The organism is Streptomyces sp. C10-9-1 (assembly GCF_024497955.1).
Taxonomy (GTDB): Bacteria; Actinomycetota; Actinomycetes; order Streptomycetales; family Streptomycetaceae; genus Streptomyces; species Streptomyces sanyensis.
In genome coordinates this window covers 297,456-323,473 of the sequence record NZ_JANHKP010000003.1, presented here as the reverse complement: position 1 = coordinate 323,473, position 26,018 = coordinate 297,456, and the positions used below count along the sequence as shown (strand labels likewise).

Below are 26,018 nucleotides of genomic sequence, written 5' to 3'. Positions count from 1 at the left end.
GCGGCCCGCTCCGGGCGGGCCGCCGCCGGTTCAGAGCCTGCCGCGGCTGCCGCGCAGGTGCTCGGCGACGGGCGTGAGCGCGGCGCGCAGCTCGTCGAGGGAGCCGGGCCCCAGCAGGTCGATGAAGTGCTGCCGCACGGAGGCCACATGGTGCGGTGCGACCTTCTGCATGGTGGCGACGCCGTCGTCGGTGAGGACGGCGTACAGGCCCCGGCGGTCGGACTCGCAGTGCTCGCGGCGGACCAGGCCGGAGTTCTCCATGCGGGTGATCTGGTGCGAGAGCCGGCTCTTGGACTGGAGCGTCGCCGCGGCGAGGTCGCTCATGCGCATCCGGCGGCCCTCGGACTCCGAGAGGTTGACCAGGATCTCGTAGTCGTTGTTGGTCAGGCCGAACGGCTGGAGGTCCTTTTCGAGCTGGTGCATCAACAGCTTGTTGACTTCCAGATGGGTGCGCCAGGCGCACTGCTCGTCGTCGGTCAGCCAGGGGGTGGCCGTCTCGGTCTCCATAGAGCGATACTATCCTAAGAAGTTGAAAAATGGACGAAGTCCCTGAATGTGGCGTCCGGCACCCTCTCACCGGCCACGTCGCCAGGGGTGCAGACGTTCGACGTCACACTCCGCAGACTACCGCTCACAGGCCGAAGCGGCGCTGGAGGTCCCCGAGCTGGCCGGGAAGGCGCGGTACGGAACCCTGCTGACCAGCCCCTCCCGGGAACCCGTGGCCACCCGGAACGCCCGGTTCTCCCCCTATGGCCCCTGTCGGCTGCTCCGCCATCAGCAACTCCGTCGACTGGAGCAGGACCGTGCCGGCGCCCACGAACTCGAACTGGTGCTCCTCGCCGGAGGTCCCGCCGATGCCCGTGAGCGACCGCAGGCCGCCCAGGATGCCGGACATGTAGCCGTGGTCGTAGTGGTGGCACGGCGACGGGCAGTCCGCCCAGCCCACCAGCGCCTGGGGGTCCACCCGCAGCGGCGGCTCCATGAACACCACCGGGCCGTTGGAGGCCGCGACGAACTTGCCGGTCCCGATCAGGGTCAGGAACCCCGGCACGATCGACTGCTTCAGCGACAGGGAGGGCTGGTAGGCGAGCAGGTTGCCCGCCCGGATCGTCAGGTTCCCCTCGTCGAGGTCGAAGGAGTTCACGTCGAAGGCCCGGTCCGCCAGCAGCATCTTCCCGCTGCCCTCGGCCACCACCCAGTCGCCCGCGTGCAGCGGGGAGTGGAAGGAGGTCCGCAGCAGCCGGTCCAGGCGGCCGTGGCCGATCCCGTTGAACTCGATGCTCCCGTAGTAGGCGATCATCTTGCCCTTCTGCAGGAACCAGGGGCTCCCCTTGAGCTCGACGCAGAAGGTGTAGGAGTCGACGTTGTCGTCGCTCGGCAGCGTGGTGGGGTCGTGGACGACGGGCGTGCTCATCACAGCTTCTCCTCCGATGCCTGGACGTACACGGCACCGCTCCCGCTGAGCTCCAGCTGGAACGCCTCGCCGGAACCGCGCCCCACCATGTCGCGCCAGCCGAGCGCGGTGGAGAGCTTGTTGCGCACGTCGCCGTGATGGGCCACGTAGGCCTGCGGGTCGACGTGCACCGGCCTGCCCGGGGTGATCGGCAGCTCGATCACCCCGCCGTGGGCCATCACCGCGACCGCGCCGTGGCCCTTCAGCGTGGTGGTGAACAGCCCCTGCCCGGTGACCTGGCCCCGGACCATGCCCATGACCCCGCCCTGGGCGCCCAGGAACAGGGTCCCCTGGGTGAGGGTCCCGTCGAAGGCCAGCAGGCGGTCCGCCTCCACGCAGAGCGTGTCCCCGCTCAGCTGGATCACCTGGATGTGGTGCCCGCCGTGGCCGAACATCACCGTGCCGCTGCCCTCGACCGTCATCAGCGGCGTGGCCTCGCCCGCCACCCGCCGGCCGATCATCGACATCACGCCGCCCTGGCCGCCCTGGATGTTGGGCGTGAAGGAGACGTCCCCCCGGTAGGCGAGCATCGCGCCGCGCTGGGAGAACAGCTTCTGCCCGGGGCTGACGGCCGCCTCGACCATCTTGGAGTTGACCTCGCGGAACGGCATCAGAGGTCCCCTCCCGCAGTGGTGCGCTCGCTGGGCTGGACGTACACCAGGCCGTCGCCCTCGAAGCGGATCTGGAAGGCCTCGCCGCCGCCCTCGCCGAGGAACGTGCGGAAGGTCACGCCCGACTGGAGGTCCTGGCGCAGGTTCCCCTGGTGCGCGATGTAGGCGCCGGGGTCGACCGACAGCGGGTACTGGGGCGTGACCCGCAGCACCACCGCCGGCCCGTCGGACATCATCGCGACCTGACCGGTGCCCTCCACCGTGGTGGTGAACAGGCCGGTGCCCTGGGAGGCGCCGCGCAACCCGGTGAAGGTGGTGCCCGTGCGCAGGCCGCCGTCGGTGCACAGCAGGTTGCCCGCCTCCACGTGGAGGGTGTCGCCGGTCAGCCGCACCAGGTTGATCTCGCTCGCGCGGTCGGCGAAGTAGCAGGTGCCCTGCCCCCTCACCTCCATCACCGTCATCTGCTCGCCGGTGAGCCGCCGGGTGACCATGCCGCGCAGGCCCTCGCCCCCGCCGGTCATCTTCTTGAAGGCCATCTGGCCCTCGTAGGCCACCATCGAGCCGTTCTTCGCCTTGACGCTGTCGCCCGTCATGTCGACGGCCAGCACCTTGCTGCCTTGCAGTCGGAACATTGCCACGGAAGGAAGGTAGCGGCAGACACGGGGCCGGAACAGGGTCCTCAGGGAGGATCCGGACCCTGACAAAGGCTTGGCAAAGTGGACTGCCACAATGGTCCGGGCGCTTGTGCATCGATTCACAAGATCGCCCTGCCCCGCCATGCCCACCCCCGACGTCGAAGGTGCCTCACGTGGACATCAAGACCGCCTCGTCCCTCCACCGCCTCCGCCTGGTATCGGCCCCCGAGGCCGTCTCCTTCCTCCTGCTCCTGGTGTGCTCGGTCCTCAAGCGCACCACGGAGTTCAACGCGGTCCCGGTCATGGGCGCGATCCACGGCATCCTCTTCGTCCTGTACGTCCTGTTCTGGCTGGACGCCTGGAACCGCACCAAGTGGGACCTGAAGACGGCCGCGCTCTACTTCGCCGCCTCCGTGATCCCGTTCGGCGGCTTCTACGCCGACCGCAGGCTCAAGCGCGAGGCGGACGCCGCGGTCATCGCCTCCCGCGCCCGCCGCGAGGGCACGGTGAACGCCGCGTGATCGTCGCCTTCTCCGTCACGCCCCTCGGGGTGGGCGAGGACGTCGGCGCGTACGTGGCCGACGCCGTGCGGGTCGTCCGCGCCTCCGGCCTGCCGCACCGCACGGACGCGATGTTCACCTCCGTGGAGGGCGAGTGGGACGAGGTGATGGACGTCGTCCGGCGCGCCGTCGCCGCCGTCGAGGCCCGCGCCCCGCGCGTCTCCCTGGTGCTGAAGGCCGACATCCGCCCGGGCGTCACCGACGGGCTCACCTCCAAGGTGGAGACCGTGGAGCGTCACCTCTCCGGGTGACGTCGCACCCCGGGCCCGCACGGCGGGCCCGGGCTCGGCGCACCCGTCAGGGCCGCCGCCCTCCGCGGCGGCAGCGGGGGCACCGGCAGGGGGGCCAGGTGGCCGTGAGGAGCGGGGGCAGGGTGTCGGCGCCGGTCACCGTGCGCGGGGGGCCGTAGGTGCGGCCGCCGTCGCGGGAGACGCGCAGCGTGAGAAGGGTCCTTCCTTCCGCCGCCCGGGAGTTCACCCGTCCTCCGCCGGGCAGGCGGTGTGGCGGTAGACGGCCGCGGCCGGGCCCGGAGGCCCGGGCGTCGCGGCCCGGTGCACTCGCTCCAGCGACCGGATCGGCCGCAGGCACGCGGAGCACCGCTCACCCTTCGGTGCGTAGGTCGTGTACTCCCACCGGCGTGCGTCGGTGGTGTCTCCGGTCGCCATGTTTCGCCGTCCTCTCTGTCGGTACGGCGATCCTTCCCCTGGCGCGGTCCGCGGCCCAGTGCGATCCCTAGTGGCAATGCCCGGTGAAGGGGCCGAAGGGTCTCCGCCGTACGGCATCGCGGTGGCAGGCTGATCCCATGGAACTCGGGGAGCTGATCAGGGATCTCCGCAGGGCTCGCGGATGGAGCCAGGGGCGGTTGGCGTCAGCGGTCAACGCGGTGTACGGCACGACGCTGACACGGGAGTACGTGAGCAACTGGGAGCGTTCCAGGGTGAGGCCCGGGCCGTTCTACCTCGCCGCACTGTCCGCCACGCTCGACGTTCCCCTAGCCGTCCTGGAGGGTCAAGTGGACCGACGCGCGTTCCTCACGGATGTCGCCGGGGCGGCCATAGCCCCGGTCGTCGCCTCCGACCTCCTCAGCGCGGGTTTCGCCTCCCGGCTGTCCGGGGGGCCCACGGCCGACGCCTGGGAAGCCAAACTGGCCACCTACGGAACCGAGTACATGAGCCTCGGCGCCGCCGACATCCAGCGACGCGTCAGCGCGGAGCTGGTCGCCGTCCAGCAGCAGCTCGACAACCCCCGGTTGTGGTCCGTCGCGGCGAGGCTGATGACTCTCTACGCGAAGACATTCCCGGGGTCCGACGGAGCCAGGGCCGTCCACTGGTACCGGATGGCGGCGCAGGCGGCCGACGAGTCCGGCGACGACGACACACGCGTCTGGGTCCGGGGGCGGGCCGCCATCGCACTCGGGTACGAGGGTGCAGCGCTCGGCGTGGCGGACGTGCTGGCCGATCAGGCCATGGCCATCAGCGACCGGCCGTCGCTCGGACTCCTCAACGCCGTCTTCGGGAAGGCCCACGCGGCGGCGGTCCGGGGCGACCGCGCCACGGCCCGGAGGCTGCTCACCGAGGGGTGGCACGTCTTCGACAGGGCCGGATCGCACGAGCAGACGTCGGACTACGCCGTCCCGTGGTGGCGGGTGAACGTCTTCGTCTCCCTGCTCGCCGCCAGACTGGGGGACGAGGCGACGGCCGTCGCGGCGCAGGACGCGGCCCGGGCCGAACTGCCGTCCTCGCTGCCCCGCTTCGCCACCCATCTGGAGATGCACCGGGGTCTCATGCTGACGCGCTCCGGTGACCCGTCCGGCGGGTCCGCCCATGCGCGCACGGCCCTGGACGCCCTGCCCCCGGAGAAGCACTCCCTGACCCTCCGCCTGCTCATGGCGGAGGTCGAGCGCACCTGACCCCCGCCCCTCACCCCTCGGCGCCCGCCAGCGCCGTGCCCAGCTGCGTGCGGGCGTAGAGGACGCGGTGGCCGTAGCGGCGCGCGGTCAGCAGGCCCGCGGAGCGCAGCACGGACAGATGCGCGGAGACCGACGAGGGGGCCAGCGACAGGACGCGGGCCAGGTCCGTGGTGGTCGAGGGCTCGTCCAGCGCGCACAGCACCCCGGCCCGGGCGCGCCCCAGCAGCGCGGCCAGGGCCTCCGGGGCCGTCGCGGAGGGGCGCGTCCACAGGCCGCCGATGCCGCGCACCGGGTAGACGACGGCGGGCTGCCAGGGCGGCTCGTAGCCGCTGATGACGTCCGGCCAGCAGAAGGCGCTCGGGACGAGCACCAGCCCCTGCCCGCCCAGGACCCGCGTGTGGTCGCCGCGCATCCCGCGGATGCGCAGGGTGGCGTCCTCGAAGGCCAGGCGGGGGCTCAGCTCGCCCACCAGCCGGGCGAAGCCGACCTCCGCGAGCCGCCGCGAGTGGTGGGCCACGTCCGCCTCCAGCAGGGCCCGCAGCCGGGGCCACTCGGGCTCCACCAGCGCGTGCCAGGCGGCCTGAAGGAGGTCGGCCAGGTGCTGCACGGTCCGCGCCGGGTCGGCCAGCAGGGCCTGCCCCGTCCGCCCGCCGGTGCCCTCCGGTGTGCACGCCAGGGCTGCGGCCATGTCCGCGCGGGCCACGTCCGCGGGGGTGGAGCGGACCCGGGCGACCTCCTCCTCGAAGCAGGTCCCGGGCCCCGGGGGCATGGGGCAGACGAAGTCGGGGCTGTGCCCGCCGGGCGGCATCAGCGCCCACAGCGGCCGCAGGTCGAGGGAGGCCGCCGCCTCACGCGTGCGCCGCACCCAGGGCAGGTGGTAGCCGTGGCGCCCGGGCCGGGCGAGGGTCCGCACCGCCTCCTGCGTCTCCCACAGCGGGGAGATCGCGAAGCGGCAGTTCAGCAGGTCGCGCTCGGCGAGATGCAGACGGAACGGCACACGGTCCCCCCGGGCCGGGATGATTCGGACGGAGGCGAAAGTCTAGGGCGCCGCGGTGGGCCGGAGCAGGCTGCCGCCATGCCCCAGAACACCCGAGCCGCCTCCCGCGGCTACCGCACCGTGCTGCGCGTGCCCGAGTTCCGCGCCGTCCTCGCCGCCCACCTGCTCTCCCTGCTCGGCGTCGTCGTCGCCGAGGTCGCCCTCACCGTCCTGGTCTACCAGCTGACCCGCTCGCCCCTGCTCAGCGCGCTCACCTTCGCCCTGGGCTTCCTGCCGCACCTGCTCGGGGGCACCCTCGGCGCCTCCGTCGCCGACCGCTTCCCCGCCCGCCGGGTCCTGGTCGGGTGCGACCTGCTCTGCGCGGCCTGCGCGGCCGGGATGGTGCTCCCCGGGTCGCCCGTGGCCCTGCTGCTCGTACTGCGGTGCGTGATGGCCGCCGTGGCGCCGGTCTTCCACGGCACCCGCACCGCGGCCCTCGCCGACATCCTGGGCGGGGGCGGTGCCTACGTCCTCGGCCGGTCGCTGCTGCGGATCGTCTCGCAGAGCACCCTGATCGCCGGCTTCGGCCTGGGCGGGGCGGTGCTCGCCGCCGTCTCCCCGCGCCGGGCGCTGTGCCTGACGGCCGGCGCCTTCCTGCTCTCGGCGCTGCTGCTGCGCCTGGGGACCCGCGCCCGCCCGGCCCGCGCCGCCGTCGCGGGGGCGGTGCCCGCCGGGTCCCTGGCGGGCGCGCGGCTGCTGCTGGGGGACCGCAGGGTCCGGGCGCTGATGCTGATGTTCTGGGTCCCCCCGCTGTTCGTGGTCGCCCCCGAGGCGCTGGCCGCCCCCTACGCGGACGCGCGGGGCTTCGGCCCGGAAGCGCTGGGGCTCCTGCTGGGGGGCATGGCGGCCGGGCACGTGGGCGCCGAGCTGTGGGCCGGGTCCCGGCTCGGTCCGGGTGCCCGGTCGCGGATCGTGCTCCCGTGCGCCGTGGCGGGCCTGGTGCCCCTCGTCGGCTACGCCGCCCGCCCCGGTCTCGCGGTGTGCCTGGTGCTCCTGGTGCTGGCCGGGGCGGGCGGCGCGTACCTCGTCGGTCTCGACGCCTGGTTCGTGGCGGCCGTCCCCGAGGAGCTGCGCGGCCGGGCGATGACGCTGGTGGCCTCCGGCACGATGACCGTCCAGGGCGTGGGCATGGCCCTCGCGGGCCTGGCCGCGGAGTTCGCGGACGCGCACCTCGTGGTGGCGGGCGCCGGGGCGCTGGGCATCGGGTGCACGGCGCTCCTCGCCCGGGAGGTGCGCCGCAGCGGTGCCGGCGGCGGCCGCGGCGCCGCCGGAGCGGCAGCCTCACCGGCAGCTCCGACCGAAGGGCGAGACGGGGCTGACCACGATATGACCAGTCGGTAAGGTCTTGGCCGTGCCGAAGCCGCTCAGCCTCCCCTTCGATCCCATCGCACGCGCCGACGAACTGTGGCGGCAGCGCTGGGGACCCGTGCCGTCGATGGCGGCCATCACCTCGATCATGCGCGCGCACCAGATCCTGCTCGCCGAGGTGGACGCCGTCGTCAAGCCGTACGGGCTCACCTTCGCCCGCTACGAGGCGCTGGTCCTGCTGACCTTCTCCAAGGCGGGGGAGCTGCCGATGTCGAAGATCGGCGAGCGCCTGATGGTGCACCCGACCTCGGTGACCAACACCGTGGACCGCCTGGTGAAGGCCGGCCTGGTCGCCAAGCGCCCCAATCCCAACGACGGGCGCGGCACCCTGGCCACCATCACGGACAAGGGCCGGGAGGTGGTCGAGTCGGCCACCGAGGACCTGATGGCGATGGACTTCGGGCTCGGCGCGTACGACTCCGAGGAGTGTGCCGAGATCTTCGCGATGCTGCGGCCGCTGCGGGTCGCGGCGCACGACTTCGACGAGCGCTAGCCCGGCCTCCCGGGCGGCCGCACCCGGCCTCCGCCCCCGCGAAGATCGCGCCGGGGGGCCGGTTAGGCTCGGGGCCATGAAAGAGACTGTGCTGACCCGCTACCGGGTGATGGCGTACATCACCGCCGTGTGGCTGCTCGTGTTCACCGGCGCCATCGTCCTGAAGTACGGGTTCACGATCGGCGACACCATGCTGATCTCGCAGATCCACGGTGTGCTCTTCATCGTCTACGTGATCTTCGCCTTCGACCTCGGCTCCAAGGCGAAGTGGCCCTTCGGCAAGCTGCTGTGGGTGCTGGCCGCGGGCTGCATCCCCTTCGCCTCGTTCTTCGTGGAGCCGAAGGTCAGCCGCGAGGCCCGCGCCCTGATCGCGGACGGCGGCGCCGGGCCGGTCAAGGCCGGGGCGTAAGCGGTCCCACACCGCCGCGGAGGGTTCCGCGGCGGTGTCCCATCGACATTTACTAGGACGTCCTAGTAAATTTGAAGCATGGACGCTGACGCCATCGAGGAAGGCCGCCGTCGCTGGCAGGCCCGCTATGACACGGCCCGCAAGCGGGACGCCGACTTCACCACGCTCTCCGGGGACGAGGTGCAGCCGGTCTACGGCCCGCGCCCCGGGGACAGCTACGAGGGCTTCGAGCGCATCGGATGGCCGGGCGAGTACCCGTTCACCCGGGGCCTCCACGCCACCGGATACCGCGGCCGGACCTGGACGATCCGCCAGTTCGCCGGCTTCGGCAACGCCGAGCAGACCAACGAGCGCTACAAGATGATCCTCGCCGCCGGCGGCGGCGGGCTCTCGGTCGCCTTCGACATGCCCACCCTCATGGGCCGGGACTCGGACGACCCGCGCTCGCTGGGCGAGGTCGGCCACTGCGGCGTGGCCATCGACTCCGCCGCCGACATGGAGATCCTGTTCAGGGACATCCCGCTGGGCGACGTCACCACCTCCATGACCATCTCCGGGCCCGCCGTCCCCGCCTTCTGCATGTACCTGGTCGCCGCCGAGCGCCAGGGCGTCGACCCGGGCGTGCTCAACGGCACCCTGCAGACGGACATCTTCAAGGAGTACATCGCGCAGAAGGAGTGGCTCTTCCAGCCGGAGCCGCACCTGCGCCTGATCGGCGACCTGATGGAGCACTGCGCGGCGGGCATCCCCGCGTACAAGCCCCTGTCGGTCTCCGGCTACCACATCCGCGAGGCCGGCGCCACGGCCGCCCAGGAACTCGCCTACACGCTGGCCGACGGCTTCGGCTACGTGGAACTCGGTCTCTCCCGGGGCCTGGACGTGGACGTCTTCGCCCCCGGTCTCTCCTTCTTCTTCGACGCCCACCTCGACTTCTTCGAGGAGATCGCCAAGTTCCGCGCCGCCCGCCGCATCTGGGCCCGCTGGATGAAGGAGGTCTACGGGGCGAAGACGGACAAGGCCCAGTGGCTGCGGTTCCACACCCAGACCGCCGGGGTCTCGCTGACCGCGCAGCAGCCGTACAACAACGTGGTGCGCACCGCGGTGGAGGCCCTCTCCGCGGTCCTCGGCGGCACCAACTCCCTGCACACCAACGCCCTCGACGAGACCCTCGCGCTGCCGAGCGAGCAGGCGGCCGAGATCGCCCTGCGCACCCAGCAGGTGCTGATGGAGGAGACCGGCGTCGCCAACGTGGCGGACCCGCTGGGCGGCTCCTGGTACGTCGAGCAGCTCACCGACCGCATCGAGGCCGACGCCGAGAAGATCTTCGAGCAGATCAGGGAGCGCGGCCTGCGGGCGCACCCCGACGGCCGGCACCCGATCGGCCCGATCACCTCGGGCATCCTGCGCGGCATCGAGGACGGGTGGTTCACCGGCGAGATCGCCGAGTCCGCCTTCCGCTACCAGCAGGCCCTGGAGAAGGGCGAGAAGAAGGTCGTCGGCGTCAACACCGCGACCGGCTCGGTCAGCGGCGACCTGGAGATCCTCCGGGTCAGCCACGAGGTCGAGTGGGAGCAGGTGCGCATCCTCGGCGAGCGCAAGGCCCGCCGCGACGACGCCGCCGTGCGCACGGCCCTGGACGCCATGCTCACGGCCGCCCGCGACGGCTCGAACATGATCGCCCCGATGCTGGACGCGGTCCGCGCCGAGGCGACCCTGGGCGAGATCTGCGGCGCGCTGCGCGAGGAGTGGGGCGTGTACGTGGAGCCCCCGGGCTTCTGACGCGGTCCCGCCCCGGGCCGTGGAGCCGCCGTCCGGCGGCCCCACGGCCCGTGCGTGCGACCCGCGGGCCCGGCGGGCTCCGCCTCCCCCCTCAGGAGGAGATCGCGCCCAGCCCGCAGAGCAGCAGCACCGTGAACCGGCGTGCCCAGTCCTCGTCCACCGGCTCCGCGCTCACCAGGGTGCGGTGCACCACCGCACCCGCCACCACGTCGAAGACCAGGTCCGTGTTGCGCGCGGCGGCTTCCGGGTCCTCCTCCAGCGGCAGTTCGCCCCGGGCCTGCGCCCGCCGCCGCCCGTCCACCACCAGGCGCTTCTGGCGCTCCACGATCGCCGCCCGGATGCGTGTGCGCAGGGCGTCGTCCCCCGTGGACTCCGCCACGACGCCCATCAGCGCCGTCTTGGTCTCCGGCTGGGCGAGCAGTTCCGCGAACTGGAGCACCACGCCCTCCACGTCCGCCGCCAGGCTGCCCCGGTCGGGCAGTTCCAGCGCGTCGAACAGCACTGCCACGGCGTCCACGACCAGCTCGTTCTTGTTCGCCCACCGCCGGTAGAGGGTCGTCTTGGCGACCCCCGCGCGGTGGGCCACGTCCCCCATCGTGAGCTTCGACCAGCCCAGCTCGACCAGGGAGGCGCGGGTCGCGGCGAGGATCGCCGCGTCGGCCTCGGCGCTGCGCGGCCTGCCCGTACGGCCGCCGGTGCGGGCCCTCAGCGCGCCCCGCGCGCGGCACGGCCCCGGGGGAGTGCTGCTGGACATGCCCGAGACCATACCGGCCAGTAGCCAAAGCGCTGTGAGGCAGTTCACCGGGGAAATCTCACACGGTGCGCCGGTGATCCAGATACGCTACGACCCGTAGCGAAAGCCCGGCCCCCGGCCGGGCCCGAGCGACGGCCACACGAGGCGCCGAGGTGGGGACCAGGCGCCGACCCTGCCGGATCGCGCGTCCGGCTTTTCACTTGTGCGCGCGGAAGGGGGAGGATGTACGCATGCAGCCTAGGAACATGTCCATGAGCGGCGTCGTCGACCTCGCCGCGGTGAAGGCGGCCGGGGAGGCCAAGGCCAAGGCCGAGCAGGCCCGTGCCGAGGCGGCCCGGCAGGGCGGCACCGCCGCCGTCCCGCCCGCGAGCCTGGTGATCGACACCGACGAGGCGCGCTTCGAGCGCGACGTCCTCCAGCAGTCCGCCGAGGTCCCGGTCGTCATCGACTTCTGGGCCGAGTGGTGTGAGCCGTGCAAGCAGCTGAGCCCGCTGCTGGAGCGGCTGGCCACGGAGTACAACGGGCGGTTCGTCCTCGCCAAAATCGACGTGGACGCCAACCAGATGCTGATGCAGCAGTTCGGTGTACAGGGCATTCCGGCCGTTTTCGCGGTCGTCGCCGGGCAGGCGCTGCCGCTCTTCCAGGGCGCGGCCCCCGAGGCCCAGATCCGCCAGACGCTGGACCAGCTGGTCCAGGTGGCCGAGGAGCGCTTCGGTCTGACCGGTCTCACCGTCGACACGGAGGCGGGCGAGGCGCAGCCGGCCCCCGTTCCGGCCGGCCCGTACGACGCCCTGCTCGGTGCGGCCGTGGACGCCCTGGACGCGGGCGACTTCGCGGGTGCCGTCCAGGCGTACAGGAACGTCCTCGCCGACGACCCGGGCAACACCGAGGCCAAGCTGGGCCTGGCCCAGGCCGAACTGCTCGGCCGCGTGAAGGGCATGGACCCGCAGAAGGTCCGCAAGGACGCCGCGGACGACCCCGCCGATGTGACCGCGCAGATCGCCGCGGCCGACCTCGACCTGGTCGGCGGCCATGTCGAGGACGCCTTCGGGCGCCTGGTGGACACCGTGCGCCGCACGGCGGGCGAGGAGCGCGACACCGCCCGGAAGCGGCTGCTGGAGCTCTTCGAGGTCGTCGGCGCGGAGGACCCGAGAGTGACGGCCGCCCGGCAGGCGCTGGCGCGGGTGCTCTTCTGAGGCCCGGGCGCCGCATTGACAGGGAATCTGACAACGGCGCCCGCTCTGCACCGTTCTGACGGTTTTGCGGCGGCGGTGACCGACTCGGTTCCGCCGCCGTTTTGGCGACAGAGTGACAAATGCCGACCCCGCTTTACCAAAACTTGGTAATACGCGGCGGGGTTACTGCGAGTACTTCACCCTTGTAGGATCGGCCGCTTTTTCCCGGGTTCGCCCCACTCTGGACGGCCCACTGGTGACACACTGTGTGCGCGGTCGGCGCCACGCGGCGAGGCCGCGGTTATCGAGGCGTTACTAGCGAGTAACGAACCCCCTTGTGCAGGGACCGGGAATGGACCACGATCGGCGACGCTCGGTCCAATACCGCACCAGCCCGGCTACCCGCCGTGCCGCGGTCCGTTGGGTCCCCACCGGGCCGGTCGGCGGCAGTGGCGCCGGCCGCGGACAGGGGGGTACCCGCTGAACGGCGGGGCCTGTCCGACCGGTTGCGCGAGAGCGCGGCCAGTGGTTGTCGCTCGGGGGTGATCGCCGGTGTTTCGGACGCAGCCCGCGCCGAGAGCGGGCGCTCTCCTTCCCGAGGACGTAGCACTTCTCCCATCCCAGGACGGACCCGAGGGTCCGGACCGGAGATGTACGTCCGAGAAGGAGGAAAGTCATGGAGTCTGTGGCTCGCGGTGGAACCAGATGGAAGCGGTTCGCCCTTGTCATGGTGCCGAGTGTGGCCGCCACGGCCGCGATAGGCATCGGCCTGGCCCAGGGCGCGCTCGCCGCGTCCTTCAGCATTTCCGGCCAGGAGTTCAAGGTCAAGGCGGAGAGCCTGACCGGTACCAACTTCGTGCAGTACGGCAGCGTCGCCACCGGCAAGACGCTGGACGGCAAGGACTTCGCCGCTCCGGTGGCGGTGTCCGGCTTCAAGACCGCGACCATCGTGAACATGTGCCAGTCGGTCGTGACGCCGAACGTCCCGTTCCTCGGCAGCGTCAGCCTTGAGCTGCGCGCGGGACAGGACGCGAAGAAGCCGGTCGAGGCCACGAACATCTACCTCGATGTCTCGGAGCTCAAGGCCGACGCCGAGTTCGGCAACATCGACATCGGTGTGGCCGCCGGCCAGCTGAAGGACCCGGGCATCCAGCCCGGTACCCAGGCCAACCCGCACGGCTTCGCCCAGCGTGCCGAGACGGCCAAGCTGACGGGCGTCGAGCAGAAGGCGTGGGCGACCACCGCCGGCACCTTCAAGCTCAGCGGCCTGTCGCTGAAGCTGCACAAGGGCGTCAAGGAGTGCTTCACGGGCTGACGCCCCCTCGGCCGGGCGGGCGGGCCCCGTGTGGTCCCGCCCGCCCGTCCCCCTCACACAGCAACGCCAGCATCAGGGAGCTTCATCCATGAGCGCCGAGACTCAAGCAGCACAGGGGCGGGACGAGCACTTCCTCCGCGTCTTTCGGCGGGCCTTCCGCACCTGGCGGGGTCAGAGGCCGTTCTGGGCGGGCCTGTTCACCATGATCGGCGGCCTGCCGATCGCCTACCTGCCGTACGCGGACCTCCGTCTCGGCAACATCACCATCGCCATGGCCACCACGGCCGGCGCCGGCTCTCTGATCATCGGCGTCCTGCTGGTCACCCTGGGGCTGACCATGTGGTTCCAGTCGGCGGTGCGGGTGTTCGCCGGAATCGCCGCGATCGTGCTCGCCCTGATCTCCATCCCGGTGGCCAACATCGGCGGATTCCTGCTGGGCTTCCTCTGCGCGCTGCTGGGTGGAGCCCTCTCCGTCTCCTGGGCCCCCGGCACGGCGCCGTCTGCGGCCGGCCAGGACGCCGCGGCGGAGACCGCGCCCCGTGCGGCGCCCGCTCCCGCTCCGGACCCGGCCGCCGCGGAGCAGTACGGGGCCCCGGCACCCGCACCGGTCCCGGCCGAGGCCGCCGTGCCCGCCCCGCGCGCCGACGAGCACCACCCGAACGTGACCGAGACGACTGCCCACGCCGACGGCGGGAGGAACAGTGCGGGGTGACGAGATAGAGGCGGGCGGCGAGCTCCGCGAGCGCAGAGGACCGCGCCACGCCGCTCCCCGGAAGTCGCTGCTGAGCAAGTTGCAGCGGCCCGCCGGCAAGGCCATGGCCCTGGCCGCGATGCCCACCGCCGTGTTCGTGGGCATGGGCCTCACCCCCCGGGCGGCCCTGGCGGACGACAAGGACATTCCCTTCGCGCCCGGCCCCTGCGTGACCCGCTCGGACGAACCGGTGGAGGAGGAGAACCCGACGCCCTCCGCGAAGCCCGAGCCCACGCCGACCGCGACCCGGGAGGCCGAGCCGGAGCCGGAGCCGTCCCCGAGCGGCAGCGCCGACCCGGGCGGGGACACCGCCCGGGAGCCGGTGCCGAGCCCCTCCGCCGAGGCCGACGACGCCACCGAGGAGGGCGCCCGGGCGGCCGGTGAGGCCGTGGAGGCCGTGGAGCCCGAGGAGGAGCCGGACCCCGAACCGAGCAGGACCAGGAACCCGCTGGACCCGCTGGGCATCGGCGACGCGCTCAGGGACCTGTTCGACGGCCCCGGCGAGGAGACCGCGGCGGCACCGGAGGAAGCCCCCGAACCCGCCGCCGACGCCTCCCCGGCGCAGGAGCCGACCGGCGAACCGACCGGCGAACCGGCCTCGGAGCCCGCCGTGGAGCAGCCCGCGGAGGAGACCTCCCGGGAACCCTCTGCGAAGCAGGGCGCCGGCACCGGCCCCGGCGCCGCCGAGGAGGCGATCAGGGAGGCGGCCGACGCGGTCGGCGCCGAGGTGGAGGAGCTGGACGAGGACGCCAAGGGGCTGGAGCCCAGGGCGGACGAGGACATCCCCGACGGTGCCAAGCCCCGCTTCCCCTGCCCGACCGCGGACCCCGAGGCGCTGGCCGACGCCCAGCTGGAGCCCGGCATCCCGCTGCTCCCGGACGACCCCTGGATCCTGGAGAGCTCCATGCTCACGCTCTCGGGCCTCGACTACCACGGCATCGTCGAGGTCAGGACGAGCAGCGGCAAGGTCAAGAAGGCGCTGAAGTTCACTGCCAGCAGCGTGGACATCAGGGACCTCCACCAGCTCACCGTCGGCCCCGCCGGCAGCACGGCCCACGTCAAGGCCCGTTCCGGTTCCACCTCGACGATCCGGAACGGCACGGTGACGATGTACACGGAGGAGCTGAAGGGCAACCTCTTCGGCATCATCCCCATCACGTTCAGCCCGGAGACCCCGCCGCCGCTGAACGTCCCCTTCGCGATGTTCACCAGCGTCAAGGTCAAGCAGGCGGGCCAGTTCGGCGGCACCCTGAAGATCCCGGGTCTGCAGAACTACTTCACCGGCGGCGCTTGAGCCGTCCGGACCGCCGTGGGCAGCAGGGAGGCCGCGGGCCGCACCCGTTCAGGGGGGTGCGTCCCGCGGCCTCCGCGTGCGCGGCGGGTCAGGGCTTCTGGCCGCCCAGGTGGTGGACGCGCACCATGTTGGTGCTGCCGGGCACGCCGGGCGGGGAGCCCGCCGTGATGATCATGGTGTCGCCCTCGTTGTGGCGCTGCAGCTTCAGCAGCTCCGCGTCCACGAGGTCGACCATCGCGTCGGTGTTGCCGACGTGGGGGACCACGAAGGACTCGACGCCCCAGCTCAGCGTGAGCTGGTTGCGGGTGGAGACCTCGGTGGTGAAGGCCAGGATCGGCTGCTGCACCCGGTAGCGGGACAGGCGGCGGGCCGTGTCCCCGGACTTGGTGAAGGCGACCAGGGCCTTGCCGTCCAGGAAGTCCGCGATCTCGCAGGCGGCGCGGGCCACCGAACCGCCCTGGGTGCGGGGCTTCTTGCCGGGCACCAGCGGCTGGAGGCCGGTGGACAGCAGCTCCTCCTCGGCCGCCGAGACGATCTTCGACATCGTCTTGACGGTCTCGATCGGGTAGGCGCCGACCGAGGACTCCGCGGAGAGCATGACGGCGTCGGCGCCGTCCAGGATGGCGTTGGCGACGTCGGAGGCCTCGGCGCGGGTGGGGCGCGAGTTGGTGATCATCGACTCCATCATCTGGGTCGCCACGATCACCGGCTTGGCGTTGCGGCGGCACATCTCGATGAGCCGCTTCTGGACCATCGGCACCCGCTCCAGCGGGTACTCGACGGCGAGGTCGCCGCGGGCCACCATCACACCGTCGAAGGCCATGACGACGGCGTGCATGTTCTCCACGGCCTGCGGCTTCTCGACCTTGGCGATGACGGGGACCCGGATGCCCACCTCGTCCATGACCTTGTGGACGTCCTTGACGTCGTCGGCGTCGCGGACGAAGGACAGGGCGACCATGTCGCAGCCCATCCGCAGCGCGAAGCGCAGGTCCTCGACGTCCTTCTCGGACAGTGCCGGGACGTTGACCGCCGCGCCGGGCAGGTTGATGCCCTTGTGGTCGGAGATGACGCCGCCCTCGACGACGATGGTCTTGACCCGGGGGCCGTCGATCTCGACCACCCGCAGCTCGACGTTGCCGTCGTTGATCAGGACCTGGTCGCCCTTGGAGACGTCGCCGGGCAGGCCCTTGTACGTGGTGCCGCAGACGGACTTGTCGCCGGGCACGTCCTCGGTGGTGATGGTGAACTCGTCGCCGCGGACCAGCTCCACCGGGCCCTCGGCGAAGGTCTCCAGGCGGATCTTGGGTCCCTGGAGGTCGGCGAGCACGCCCACGGCGTGACCGGTGTCCTCCGACGCCCGGCGCACGCGGTGGTACCGCTCCTCGTGCTCAGCGTGGGTCCCGTGGCTCATGTTGAAGCGGGCCACGTTCATGCCGGCCTCGATGAGCGCTTTCAGCTGCTCGTAGGAGTCGACGGCGGGGCCCAGTGTGCAAACGATTTTGGAACGGCGCATAAGGCGGATCCTATCGGTTTGTTTCCTTGCGGAATATTCCGTCTGGTGGAATGTACAAATGGGCGCTCGCCCGCTCAGGCGTTCACTTCTCCGCCCGCCAATGCGAAGGTCTGGCGCGCGATCTCCTGCTCCTCGTCCGTCGGTACCACGGCCACCGCGACCCGTGCGTACCCGGGCGAGATCAGCCGGGCCCCTTCGGCGCGCTCCGCGTTCAGCCCGGCGTCCACCGCCAGTCCCAGCTCCTCCAGTCCGGCCACGGCGGCCTCCCGCACGGGTGCCGCGTTCTCGCCGACGCCCGCGGTGAAGGCCACCGCGTCCACCCGGCCGAGCACGGCGTAGTACGCCCCGATGTACTTCTTCAGCCGGTGGACGTAGATGTCGAAGGCGAGGCGTGCCGCGGGATCGTTCTCGCCGATGCGGCGGTGGATCTCCCGCATGTCGTTGTCGCCGCAGAGGCCCACCAGCCCGCTCCTCTTGTTCAGCAGCGTGTCGATCTCGTCGGTCGACATCCCCGCCACCCGCTGGAGGTGGAAGATCACGGCCGGGTCGATGTCGCCGGAGCGGGTGCCCATCACCAGGCCCTCCAGCGGGGTCAGCCCCATGGAGGTCTCCACGCACCGCCCCCCGGAGACCGCGGAGGCCGAGGCGCCGTTGCCGAGGTGCAGCACGATCACGTTCACCTCGGAGGGGTCCCGGCCGAGGAGTTGCGCCGTGGCCCGGGAGACGTAGGCGTGCGAGGTGCCGTGGAAGCCGTAGCGCCGGATCCGGTGCGCGTCCGCGGTCTCCACGTCGATCGCGTAGCGGGACGCGGCCTCCGGCATGGTGGTGTGGAAGGCCGTGTCGAAGACCGCCACCTGCGGGAGGTCGGGCCGCAGGGCCTGCGCGGTGCGGATGCCGGTCAGGTTGGCCGGGTTGTGCAGCGGCGCGACGGGGACTAGGCGCTCGATCTCGGCCAGCACCTCCTCGGTGACCACCGTCGGCTCCGTGAAGCGCAGCCCCCCGTGCACCACCCGGTGGCCGATCGCGGCCAGTTCGGGGGAGTCCAGCCCCAGGCCGTCGCGGGCCAGCTCCTCGGCGACGGCCTTCAGCGCCGCCGCGTGGTCGGCGATCGGGGCGGTCCGCTCGCGGCGCTCGGCGCCGCCGCCCTCCAGCGGAGTGTGCGCGACGCGGGAGGTGCTCTCGCCGATCCGCTCGACCAGGCCGACCGCCAGGCGTGAGGAGTCGCGCATGTCCAGCAGCTGGTACTTCACCGACGAGGAGCCGGAGTTGAGGACGAGGACGCGGGTCGGGGTGGTCATGCGGCGGGCTCCTGGGGCGTCGGCGGCTGCGGGGCGTGCGCGGGTGCGGGCGGCCGTGACGGGTTCTGGGACTGGATGGCCGTGATGGCCACCGTGTTGACGATGTCCCCCACCAGGGCCCCGCGCGAGAGGTCGTTGACGGGCTTGCGCAGCCCCTGGAGCACGGGCCCCACGGCCACGGCGCCGGCGGAGCGCTGCACCGCCTTGTAGGTGTTGTTGCCCGTGTTGAGATCGGGGAAGATCAGCACGGTGGCCCGGCCGGCGACCTCGGAGCCGGGCAGCTTGGTCGCGGCGACGGAGGGGTCGACGGCGGCGTCGTACTGCACCGGCCCCTCGATCAGCAGGTCCGGGCGGGCCTCGCGCACCAGCTTGGTGGCCTCGCGCACCTTGTCCACGTCGGCGCCGGAGCCCGAGGTCCCCGTCGAGTAGGACAGCATCGCGATCCGCGGTTCCACGCCGAAACGGGCCGCGGTGGCCGCCGACTGGATCGCGATGTCCGCGAGCTGCCCGGCGTCGGGGTCGGGGTTGACGGCGCAGTCGCCGTAGACCAGCACCCGGTCGGCCAGGCACATGAAGAAGACCGAGGAGACGATCGACGCGTCGGGCTTGGTCTTGATGATCTCGAAGGACGGCCGGATGGTGGCCGCCGTGGAGTGCACCGAGCCGGACACCATGCCGTCGGCCAGCCCCTCCTCCACCATCAGCGTGCCGAAGTAGTTGACGTCCGAGACCACGTCGTAGGCCAGCTCCACCGTGGCACCGCGGTGGGCCCTGAGCTGCGCGTACCGCTCGGCGAAGCCCTGCCGCAGCTCGGAGGCTGCCGGGTCGATCAGCTGCGCGGCCGAGAGGTCGATGCCCAGGTCGGCGGCCTTCTTGCGGATCCGCTCGGTGTCGCCGAGGAGGGTCAGGTCGCAGACGTCGCGCCGGATCAGCACGTCCGCCGCCCGCAGCACGCGCTCCTCGGTGCCCTCCGGGAGCACCACCCTTCGGCGGTCCGCGCGGGCCTGCTCCAGCAGCTCGTGCTCGAACATCATCGGCGTCACCCGCTCGCTGCGGGCCACGGCGAGCCGGTCCAGCAGGTCACCGGTGTCGGCGTACCGCTCGAAGAGGCCGAGGGCCGTCTCCGCCTTGCGGGGGGTCGCCGCGTTCAGCTTGCCCTCCAGGGAGAACAGTTCCGCCGCGGTGGGGAAGCTGTTGCCGGGCACGGAGACCACCGGGGTGCCGGGGGCGAGCCGGGCGGCCAGGGTGAGTACCTCGGGGCTGGGCCGCTCGTCCAGGGTCAGCAGCAGTCCGGCGATCGGGGGCGTGCCCGCGGCGTGCGCGGCCAGGGCCCCGATCACGAGGTCGGCGCGGTCCCCGGGGGTGACGACCATGCAGCCGGGGGTGAGCGCGGGCAGGAAGCTCGGCAGCATGGCGCCGCCGAAGACGAAGTCCAGGGCGTCCCGGGCGAGTCCCGAGTCGTCCCCGAGCAGAATCGTTCCGCCGAGTGCCTGGGTTATCTGGGAGACGGTCGGGGCGGACAGGGCCGGCTCGTCCGGGACCACGTAGCAGGGCACGGGGAGGCGGGCGGCGAGGCGCCTCGCCACCTCCTCCCGGTCGCCGGGTGCGACCCGGTTGGCGATCATCGCGAGGATGTTGCAGCCCAGCCCCTCGAAGGCCCGGTACGCGTTGCGGGTCTCCGCCCGGACGGACTCGGCGGACTGGTCCTTGCCGCCGACGACCGCGACGAGGGAGGCGCCGAACTCGTTCGCCAGACGGGCGTTGAAGGCGAGTTCGTCCGGGAGCTGGGTGCCCGCGTAGTCGGTGCCGAGGACCAGGACGACCTCGTACTCCCGCGCCACGGCCAGATAGCGCTCCACGAGCCGGGAGACCAGCTCGTCGGAGCCCTTCTCCGCCTGGAGGTCGGCGGCCTCGTGGTAGGCCAGCCCGTAGACGGTCCCCGGGTCCTGGGAGAGGCGGTAGCGCGCCCGGAGCAGCTCGAACATGCGGTCGGGCCCGTCGTGGACCAGCGGGCGGAAGACGCCGACCCGGTCCACCTGGCGGGTCAGCAGCTCCATCACCCCCAGCTCGACCACCTGCCGGCCGTCACCGCGGTCGATCCCGCTCACGTACACGCTGCGCGTCACGCGTGCCCTCCCGTCCTGCTTCCTCGTCGCCTCGCACCGTCCGCGGTCGCCCCCGGTCGCCGCGTGCCCGGACGGGCGCACAGAAGAACCGCCTGGGGCGGCACCGCCCTCTTGACAGTACCCTCGGTGATCGGTAGAGCGCCCGTCGGGGGAGTGGGAGGCGGAGCGTCCGTCCCGTGCCGGTGGGCGGCGGCCCCCGGGCAGGGCGCCGAGGGCGCGGCGGGTGCGCCGCCCGTGGGACAATCGGGACCGAGCGTTGCGTTGTACGCGCAGTATCCGGCGACGAGCAGGAGACACGGCACGATGCGCATCGGAGTCCTCACCGCGGGCGGCGACTGCCCGGGGCTGAACGCAGTGATCCGTTCGGTCGTCCACCGCGCCCTCACCGGCCACGGCGACGAGGTCATCGGCTTCGAGGACGGCTTCCGCGGCCTGCTCGACGGCCACTTCCGCCCGCTCGACCTGAACGCGGTCGGGGGTGTCCTGGCCCGGGGCGGCACCATTCTGGGCTCCACCCGGCTGGAGCGCGGGCGGCTGCGCGAAGCCGCCGAGAACGCCGCGGAGCTGGCCGGGCGCTACGGCATCGACGCACTGATCCCCATCGGCGGCGAGGGGACCCTGACCGCCTCCCGGATGCTGGCCGACGCCGGTATGCCCGTGGTCGGCGTCCCCAAGACCATCGACAACGACATCTCCGCCACCGACCGCACCTTCGGCTTCGACACGGCCGTGACGGTCGCCACCGAGGCGATCGACCGGCTGAAGACCACCGCCGAGTCGCACCAGAGGGTGATGGTCGTCGAGGTGATGGGCCGCCACGCGGGCTGGATCGCCCTGGAGTCGGGGATGGCGGGCGGAGCCCACGGCATCTGCCTGCCGGAACGGCCCTTCCAGGTCGACGACCTGGTGAAGATGGTCGAGGAGCGCTTCGCGCGCGGCAAGAAGTTCGCCGTGGTGTGCGTCGCCGAGGGCGCCCACCCGGCCGAGGGGTCGATGGAGTACGCCAAGGGGGAGATCGACCAGTTCGGCCACGAGCGCTTCCAGGGCATCGGCAACCGGCTGGCCTCGGAGCTGGAGCAGCGGCTGGGCAAGGAGGCCAAGCCGGTCATCCTCGGCCACGTCCAGCGCGGCGGCACCCCGACCGCCTACGACCGGGTCCTCGCGACGCGCTTCGGGTGGCACGCGGTGGAGGCCGCGCACCGGGGAGAGTTCGGCATGATGACCGCCCTGCGCGGCACGCGGGTGGTGATGGTGCCGCTGGCCGAGGCGGTGACGCGGCTGAAGACCGTGCCGGAGGACCGGATGGACGAGGCCGAGTCGGTCTTCTGACGGGGTGCGCCGGCGGGGGCGCCCTGCACGGGGGCCTTCGCGGACGCCGCCCCGCGGGCCCCGGACGCCGCGGCCGACGGGGCTCAGCCGCCGTGGCCGCGGTCCTCCGCCACCGCCCAGAAGTGGTCGACGATCCGCTCCACGAAGGCGCGCCCCGCCTCGCCCGTGTCCTCGGAGGCGTCCCCCCAGCTCAGTGTCGCCACCATGCGGGACTGGTAGTCGGCGTGCAGTCGCCGCAGGACGTCCTCCACCTGCTCCCGGCCCAGCGGCACCATCCGGGACACCGGACGCACGTACGCCTGCCAGCGCGCCCCCACCGCGGAGCGCAGCAGCTCGGCGAGTTGCTCGTCGCGTCCGGTGGCCGCGAGCAGGGCCCGCGGGGTCAGCCGGAGGACCGAGGCCAGTGCCTCCGTCTGCCGCTCGCTGCCCCGCCAGCGCCCGGAGTCCTCCATGCGCAGGTAGGACGAGGCGTCCATGCCGATGCTCCGCGCCAGTTCCTCCGGGGACCAGCCGCGGGCGATCCGGTGCTCGCGCAGGGTCGTCGCGGCGGCGAGCAGTTCGGCGGGGGAGCACCACAGCACCCCCGCCAGGGCGCTGAGTTCCCTCGCGTCCGGCGTGGCCGCCCCCCGTTCCCAGGCGGCGACCGTCTCGGGCGGGACATGGAGGCCGTACTGCGCGCGCAGCCCGTAGGAGACATGGACGTGGGCCATGCCGAGGGCTTCGCGCAGCCGGCGGGCGGCGAGGGCGTTGAAGGGTGGGGACGGGGTGTGGTGCACCGGCACACCGTACGGGCGGCCGGCCACGGGCGACCACGGTGTGTTCGGCTCAAGTCACGGCTCGTGGGAAGCTCCGAACCGTCCCGGTGGAGGAACATGCGAGGTGATCTTCCGATCTCCGGACGCCGGTGTCCGCATGCCGCTCGCCGGGGCCGGGGGGCGGGGTACTCCGGTACCGCGCCTCAGCGGCGTGAGGAGAGCCAGCGGTACTGCAGCTCCGGCCTCCCCACCTGCCCGTACTGCGGAGCCCGCGCCGCGCGGCCCGATGCCACCAGGTGCTCCAGATAGCGCCGCGCCGTGATCCGGGACATGCCGAGGGCGCTGGCGGCCCCGGCAGCCGTCAGTCCCTCGGGGGTGTCCCGCAGAGCCCGGGCCACCGCCTCCAGGGTCGGTGCGCTGAGGCCCTTGGGGACCGTGGCGGCGCTGCCGGGCGACCGCAGTGCCGACAGCGCCCGGTCCACCTCCTCCTGGCCGCTGGCCTCGCCCGCCGCCGCCCGGAACTCGGCATAGCGCCCGAGCCGGTCCCGCAGGGTGGCGAAGGTGAACGGCTTGAGCACGTACTGCACGACCCCGAGCGAGACGCCCTCGCGGACGACGGCCAGGTCGCGGGCCGAGGTCACCGCGATCACGTCGGCTCCGTGCCCGGCGGCGCGCAGCGAGCGCACCAGGTGCAGGCCGTGGCCGTCGGGCAGGTACAGGTCCAGCAGCAGCAGATCCACCGGGGTGCGCTCCAGCGCGCGGACGGCCTCCGCGCGCGAGCGGGCGACCCCCGCGACGCCGAAGCCCGGGACCCGGCCCACGTACTGGGCGTGGGCGTCCGCGGCGACGGCCTCGTCCTCGACGACCAGCACCCTGATGGTCACAGCAGCGCCCCTTCCGCGGAGGACGGTCCGGCGGGGCCGTGCGGTGCGGGCCGGGCGGGGCCCGGCAGCGGCAGCCGCACCGTGAGGACGGCACCGCCCTCCGCGCCCCGGTCCACGTCGACGGTGCCCCGCCCCCGGTGCACGGCCTGCCGGACGAGCGCCAGCCCGATGCCCCGCCCGGGGCCCCGCGTGGACCAGCCCCGCCGGAAGGCGGCCTCGACGTGCCCGGGGGCGATCCCGGGCCCGGTGTCGCGGACGCGCAGGAGCAGCTCCCCGTGCCCGGCCCGCAGCGTCACGGTCACCCGCGGCCGCACGGCACTCCCCGTGGCGCCGCCCCCGTTCCCGCCGCCGACGCCGGGGGCGCCCGAGGCGGCGTCGACGGCGTTGTCGACCAGGTTCCCCAGGATCGTCACCAGGTCCCGCGGCGACATCCGGTCGGGCAGCTGCCGGTCGTCGATCCTGCTGTCCTCGGTGAGGCGCAGCTCCACACCGCGCTCGTTGGCCTGCGCCGCCTTGCCCAGCAGCAGCGCGGCGAGTACGGGCTCGGCCACCGCCTCCACCACGCGGTCGGTCAGCGCCTGCGCCAGTTCCAGCTCGGCGGTGGCGAAGCCCGCCGCCTCGTCGGCCCGGCCCAGCTCGATCAGGGAGACCACGGTGTGCAGCCGGTTCGCGGCCTCGTGCGCCTGCGACCGCAGCGCCTGGGTGAACCCGCGCTCCGAGTCCAGCTCGCCCGCCAGACACTGGAGTTCCGTGCGGTCGCGCAGGGTCACCACCGTGCCGCGCCGCTCACCGCCGACCACGGGCCGGGTGCTCACCACGACCACCCGCTCCTCCGTCAGATGCACCTCGTCGGCCCGCGGTTCCGAGGACAGCAGCGCCTCGGCCAGGGGCGCGGGCAGCCCGAGCTCCGCCACCGGGCGGCCCACGGCGTCCTCCCCGAGGCCGAGCAGTTCCCGGGCACCGTCGTTGGCGAGGGCGATCCGGCGTCCGCCGTCGAGCATCACCAGTCCCTCGCGCACGGCGTGCAGCGCGGCCTGGTGGTAGTCGTACATCCGGCCCAGCTCGGCGGCGTTCATCCCGTGGGTGTGGCGGCGCAGCCGGGCGTTGACCACGTACGTGCCCAGCCCGCCGAGAGCCAGGGCCGCCCCGGCGACCAGCAGCAGCCCCCCGACCTGCCGTCCCACCCGCTCGGTGATCTCCTCGACGGTGATGCCCGCGCTCACGATCGCGACGACCTCCCCGCTGTGCGGGTCGCGTACCGGCGCCACGGTCCGCACGGAGGGGCCCAGCGTGCCCGCGTACTGCTCGCTGAACACCTCGCCCTCCAGCGCGGGGCCTATGTGGCCCAGGTAGGTGCGCCCGATCCGGTCCGGCTCGGGGTGGGTCCAGCGCACCCCCCGCGGGTCCATGACCACGACGAAGTCCACTCCCGCGTCTCTGCGCAGCGCCTCGGCGTACGGCTGGAGCGGAGCGGAGGGGTCGGCGGACCGGACGGCCTGCGCCACCGAGGGGGACCGGGCCGCGGCCGCCGCGGTGGCGGCGGTCTGCCGCCGGGCGGACTCCTCGGCCTGCGAGCGGTCGGCGGTGTAGGTGAACAGCGCGCAGCCCGCGACGATCGCCGCGACCAGGACGGCCTGCATCGCGAACAGCTGTCCCGCGAGGCTGCGGGGGCGGGGGAGGCGCATCCGGTCAGTCTGCACCGTGGCCCCGCGCGCCCGACAGGCTCACGGTGCTTCGACGCGCCTTCGCCGGTGGCACGCGCCGGCCGAGGGCCGCCTGCACGGAACGGTCCCGCCGCGGCTTCACGGGGCGGCCGGTATCGTCTCGCCACCCAGATACCATCCCGGTATCATCGCCGTATGGCGATGACACTCCGACTCCCCGAAGACCTCGACGCGAAGCTGACCGAGCGCGCTCGCCGGGAGGGCCGCAGCAAGCAGGAACTGGCCATCGAGGCCATCCGCGACGCCCAGAACCGGGCGGAACTGAAGGTCGACGACGTCCTGGCCGAACTCGTGGACAGCGACGCGGAGATCCTGGACTACCTGAAGTGACCGAGGTGCGCTCCGTCCGGATCGACGAGATCCTCACCATCGCCCGCACGGTCAACGGTACCGGGCACAGCGTGCGTGACATGGGACTCCTGGTGTCGGCGATCGAGCGTCCCCGGACCCATGTCTTCGGGGTAGAGCTGTATCCCGCGCTGCACGAGAAGGCGGCGGCACTGCTGCACTCCGTTGCCCGCAACCACGCGCTGGTCGACGGCAACAAGCGCACGGCCTGGCTTGCCATGCGCGTCTTCCTGCGGTTCAACGGCGCCAGCGCCGCCACCGCTCCGCCGCCCGTCTCGGTCGCGGGCCCCTTCGTCGAGCGCGTCGCGCAGGACGGCGTCGACGTACCGGTCATCGCCAGGCACCTGTCGGAGTGGTTTCCCGTCTCCTGACGTCCGTTGCGGTGAGGCCGGGAGCGCACCGGGCCCGTGAACGAAACGACCGCAACGGTGACCGGGGTCACAGGGCTGGTGGATAGTCGCGGGGATCCATCGGGACAGGGACGCACGCGACACGA

General features: G+C 72.8%; 27 protein-coding genes. 14 read left to right on the top strand and 13 right to left on the bottom strand.

Translation table 11 applies throughout. From position 1 onward, the window contains the following. Positions 1–30 precede the first annotated feature (30 nt). The 4 genes from NPS70_RS05995 to NPS70_RS05980 form a co-directional block, all read right to left on the bottom strand. Positions 31–507, bottom strand: a complete 477-nt coding sequence (locus NPS70_RS05995) for a MarR family winged helix-turn-helix transcriptional regulator (RefSeq protein WP_256522949.1) — start codon at positions 505–507, stop codon at positions 31–33. Positions 508–631: 124 nt separating this feature from the next. Further along, positions 632–1,414, bottom strand: a complete 783-nt coding sequence (locus tag NPS70_RS05990) for an AIM24 family protein (RefSeq protein WP_256522948.1) — start codon at positions 1,412–1,414, stop codon at positions 632–634. Then, the gene (locus NPS70_RS05985; protein WP_256522947.1) at positions 1,414–2,064 is read right to left on the bottom strand and encodes an AIM24 family protein; all 651 of its coding nucleotides are present in this window, start codon (positions 2,062–2,064) and stop codon (positions 1,414–1,416) included. Before NPS70_RS05985 ends, NPS70_RS05990 begins: the two co-directional genes overlap by 1 nt. Next, the gene (locus NPS70_RS05980) at positions 2,064–2,696 is read right to left on the bottom strand and encodes an AIM24 family protein (protein WP_256523076.1); all 633 of its coding nucleotides are present in this window, start codon (positions 2,694–2,696) and stop codon (positions 2,064–2,066) included. The genes NPS70_RS05985 and NPS70_RS05980 overlap by 1 nt, the downstream gene beginning before the upstream one ends. Before the next feature lie 176 nt (positions 2,697–2,872). Between NPS70_RS05980 and NPS70_RS05975 the strand changes: the two genes are divergently transcribed. Together NPS70_RS05975 and NPS70_RS05970 are read left to right on the top strand one after the other, a co-directional pair. Further along, entirely contained in the window at positions 2,873–3,220 is a 348-nt protein-coding gene (locus NPS70_RS05975) for a DUF3817 domain-containing protein (protein WP_256522946.1), read from the top strand. Next, positions 3,217–3,510, top strand: coding sequence for an MTH1187 family thiamine-binding protein (locus NPS70_RS05970; protein WP_256522945.1), 294 nt, complete (start codon positions 3,217–3,219; stop codon positions 3,508–3,510). The genes NPS70_RS05975 and NPS70_RS05970 overlap by 4 nt, the downstream gene beginning before the upstream one ends. A gap of 222 nt (positions 3,511–3,732) precedes the next feature. On the opposite strand, the gene NPS70_RS05965 is transcribed toward NPS70_RS05970, so the two are convergent. Continuing rightward, the gene (locus NPS70_RS05965; RefSeq protein ID WP_256522944.1) at positions 3,733–3,924 is read right to left on the bottom strand and encodes a hypothetical protein; all 192 of its coding nucleotides are present in this window, start codon (positions 3,922–3,924) and stop codon (positions 3,733–3,735) included. A gap of 137 nt (positions 3,925–4,061) precedes the next feature. Between NPS70_RS05965 and NPS70_RS05960 the strand changes: the two genes are divergently transcribed. After that, positions 4,062–5,168: a helix-turn-helix domain-containing protein gene (locus NPS70_RS05960; RefSeq protein ID WP_256522943.1), complete on the top strand. Its 1,107-nt coding sequence runs from the start codon at positions 4,062–4,064 to the stop codon at positions 5,166–5,168. 10 nt (positions 5,169–5,178) lie between these two features. On the opposite strand, the gene NPS70_RS05955 is transcribed toward NPS70_RS05960, so the two are convergent. Then, the gene (locus tag NPS70_RS05955; RefSeq protein WP_256522942.1) at positions 5,179–6,165 is read right to left on the bottom strand and encodes a DUF5937 family protein; all 987 of its coding nucleotides are present in this window, start codon (positions 6,163–6,165) and stop codon (positions 5,179–5,181) included. Between the two features lie 78 nt (positions 6,166–6,243). Between NPS70_RS05955 and NPS70_RS05950 the strand changes: the two genes are divergently transcribed. The 4 genes from NPS70_RS05950 to NPS70_RS05935 all read left to right on the top strand — a co-directional run bounded on the left by NPS70_RS05950 (position 6,244) and on the right by NPS70_RS05935 (position 10,253). Beyond that, on the top strand, positions 6,244–7,545 hold the full coding sequence (locus NPS70_RS05950) for an MFS transporter (protein ID WP_256522941.1): 1,302 nt from the start codon (positions 6,244–6,246) through the stop codon (positions 7,543–7,545). A 10-nt stretch (positions 7,546–7,555) separates the two neighbouring features. Continuing rightward, the gene (locus NPS70_RS05945; protein WP_256522940.1) at positions 7,556–8,065 is read left to right on the top strand and encodes a MarR family transcriptional regulator; all 510 of its coding nucleotides are present in this window, start codon (positions 7,556–7,558) and stop codon (positions 8,063–8,065) included. 76 nt (positions 8,066–8,141) lie between these two features. Next, positions 8,142–8,474, top strand: a complete 333-nt coding sequence (locus NPS70_RS05940) for a DUF3817 domain-containing protein (protein ID WP_256522939.1) — start codon at positions 8,142–8,144, stop codon at positions 8,472–8,474. A gap of 78 nt (positions 8,475–8,552) precedes the next feature. Next, positions 8,553–10,253 (top strand): methylmalonyl-CoA mutase, encoded by a 1,701-nt coding sequence (locus tag NPS70_RS05935; protein ID WP_256522938.1) that lies wholly within the window; start codon positions 8,553–8,555, stop codon positions 10,251–10,253. Positions 10,254–10,344: 91 nt separating this feature from the next. Here NPS70_RS05935 and NPS70_RS05930 read toward each other — a convergent pair whose 3' ends face one another. Then, on the bottom strand, positions 10,345–11,007 hold the full coding sequence (locus NPS70_RS05930; RefSeq protein ID WP_374211943.1) for a TetR/AcrR family transcriptional regulator: 663 nt from the start codon (positions 11,005–11,007) through the stop codon (positions 10,345–10,347). Positions 11,008–11,237: 230 nt separating this feature from the next. On the opposite strand from NPS70_RS05930, the gene NPS70_RS05925 reads away from it, so the two are divergent. From NPS70_RS05925 to NPS70_RS05910, 4 genes are all read left to right on the top strand, one after another. After that, a complete protein-coding gene (locus NPS70_RS05925) occupies positions 11,238–12,203 on the top strand; it encodes a tetratricopeptide repeat protein (RefSeq protein WP_256522936.1) in 966 nt (321 codons plus the stop codon). A gap of 655 nt (positions 12,204–12,858) precedes the next feature. Continuing rightward, positions 12,859–13,497 (top strand): DUF6230 family protein, encoded by a 639-nt coding sequence (locus NPS70_RS05920; RefSeq protein WP_256522935.1) that lies wholly within the window; start codon positions 12,859–12,861, stop codon positions 13,495–13,497. Positions 13,498–13,585: 88 nt separating this feature from the next. Then, complete coding sequence (locus tag NPS70_RS05915) at positions 13,586–14,209, top strand: DUF6114 domain-containing protein (RefSeq protein ID WP_256522934.1); 624 nt, start codon at positions 13,586–13,588, stop codon at positions 14,207–14,209. Next, the gene (locus NPS70_RS05910; RefSeq protein ID WP_256522933.1) at positions 14,199–15,542 is read left to right on the top strand and encodes a hypothetical protein; all 1,344 of its coding nucleotides are present in this window, start codon (positions 14,199–14,201) and stop codon (positions 15,540–15,542) included. Before NPS70_RS05915 ends, NPS70_RS05910 begins: the two co-directional genes overlap by 11 nt. An 88-nt stretch (positions 15,543–15,630) precedes the next feature. Here the strand turns inward: NPS70_RS05910 and pyk are convergent, their stop codons facing one another. From pyk to pta, 3 genes are all read right to left on the bottom strand, one after another. After that, complete coding sequence (pyk, locus tag NPS70_RS05905; protein ID WP_256522932.1) at positions 15,631–17,058, bottom strand: pyruvate kinase; 1,428 nt, start codon at positions 17,056–17,058, stop codon at positions 15,631–15,633. Between the two features lie 74 nt (positions 17,059–17,132). Beyond that, positions 17,133–18,356 carry an acetate kinase gene (locus NPS70_RS05900; protein WP_256522931.1) on the bottom strand — a complete coding sequence of 408 codons (1,224 nt, stop codon included), beginning with the start codon at positions 18,354–18,356 and terminating at the stop codon, positions 17,133–17,135. After that, positions 18,353–20,482 carry a phosphate acetyltransferase gene (pta, locus tag NPS70_RS05895; RefSeq protein ID WP_256522930.1) on the bottom strand — a complete coding sequence of 710 codons (2,130 nt, stop codon included), beginning with the start codon at positions 20,480–20,482 and terminating at the stop codon, positions 18,353–18,355. Before pta ends, NPS70_RS05900 begins: the two co-directional genes overlap by 4 nt. A gap of 303 nt (positions 20,483–20,785) precedes the next feature. Here pta and NPS70_RS05890 point away from each other — a divergent pair, with 303 nt between their 5' ends. After that, on the top strand, positions 20,786–21,811 hold the full coding sequence (locus tag NPS70_RS05890) for an ATP-dependent 6-phosphofructokinase (protein WP_256522929.1): 1,026 nt from the start codon (positions 20,786–20,788) through the stop codon (positions 21,809–21,811). Positions 21,812–21,894: 83 nt separating this feature from the next. Here NPS70_RS05890 and NPS70_RS05885 read toward each other — a convergent pair whose 3' ends face one another. From NPS70_RS05885 to NPS70_RS05875, 3 genes are all read right to left on the bottom strand, one after another. After that, entirely contained in the window at positions 21,895–22,587 is a 693-nt protein-coding gene (locus NPS70_RS05885; RefSeq protein ID WP_256522928.1) for a helix-turn-helix transcriptional regulator, read from the bottom strand. A gap of 182 nt (positions 22,588–22,769) precedes the next feature. Further along, positions 22,770–23,450: a response regulator gene (locus tag NPS70_RS05880; protein ID WP_256522927.1), complete on the bottom strand. Its 681-nt coding sequence runs from the start codon at positions 23,448–23,450 to the stop codon at positions 22,770–22,772. Beyond that, entirely contained in the window at positions 23,447–25,135 is a 1,689-nt protein-coding gene (locus tag NPS70_RS05875) for a sensor histidine kinase (protein WP_256522926.1), read from the bottom strand. The genes NPS70_RS05880 and NPS70_RS05875 overlap by 4 nt, the downstream gene beginning before the upstream one ends. Before the next feature lie 174 nt (positions 25,136–25,309). Here NPS70_RS05875 and NPS70_RS05870 point away from each other — a divergent pair, with 174 nt between their 5' ends. Further along, positions 25,310–25,504, top strand: a complete 195-nt coding sequence (locus tag NPS70_RS05870) for a ribbon-helix-helix protein, CopG family (RefSeq protein ID WP_256522925.1) — start codon at positions 25,310–25,312, stop codon at positions 25,502–25,504. Next, a complete protein-coding gene (locus NPS70_RS05865; protein ID WP_256522924.1) occupies positions 25,501–25,893 on the top strand; it encodes a Fic family protein in 393 nt (130 codons plus the stop codon). Before NPS70_RS05870 ends, NPS70_RS05865 begins: the two co-directional genes overlap by 4 nt. Positions 25,894–26,018 lie beyond the last annotated feature (125 nt).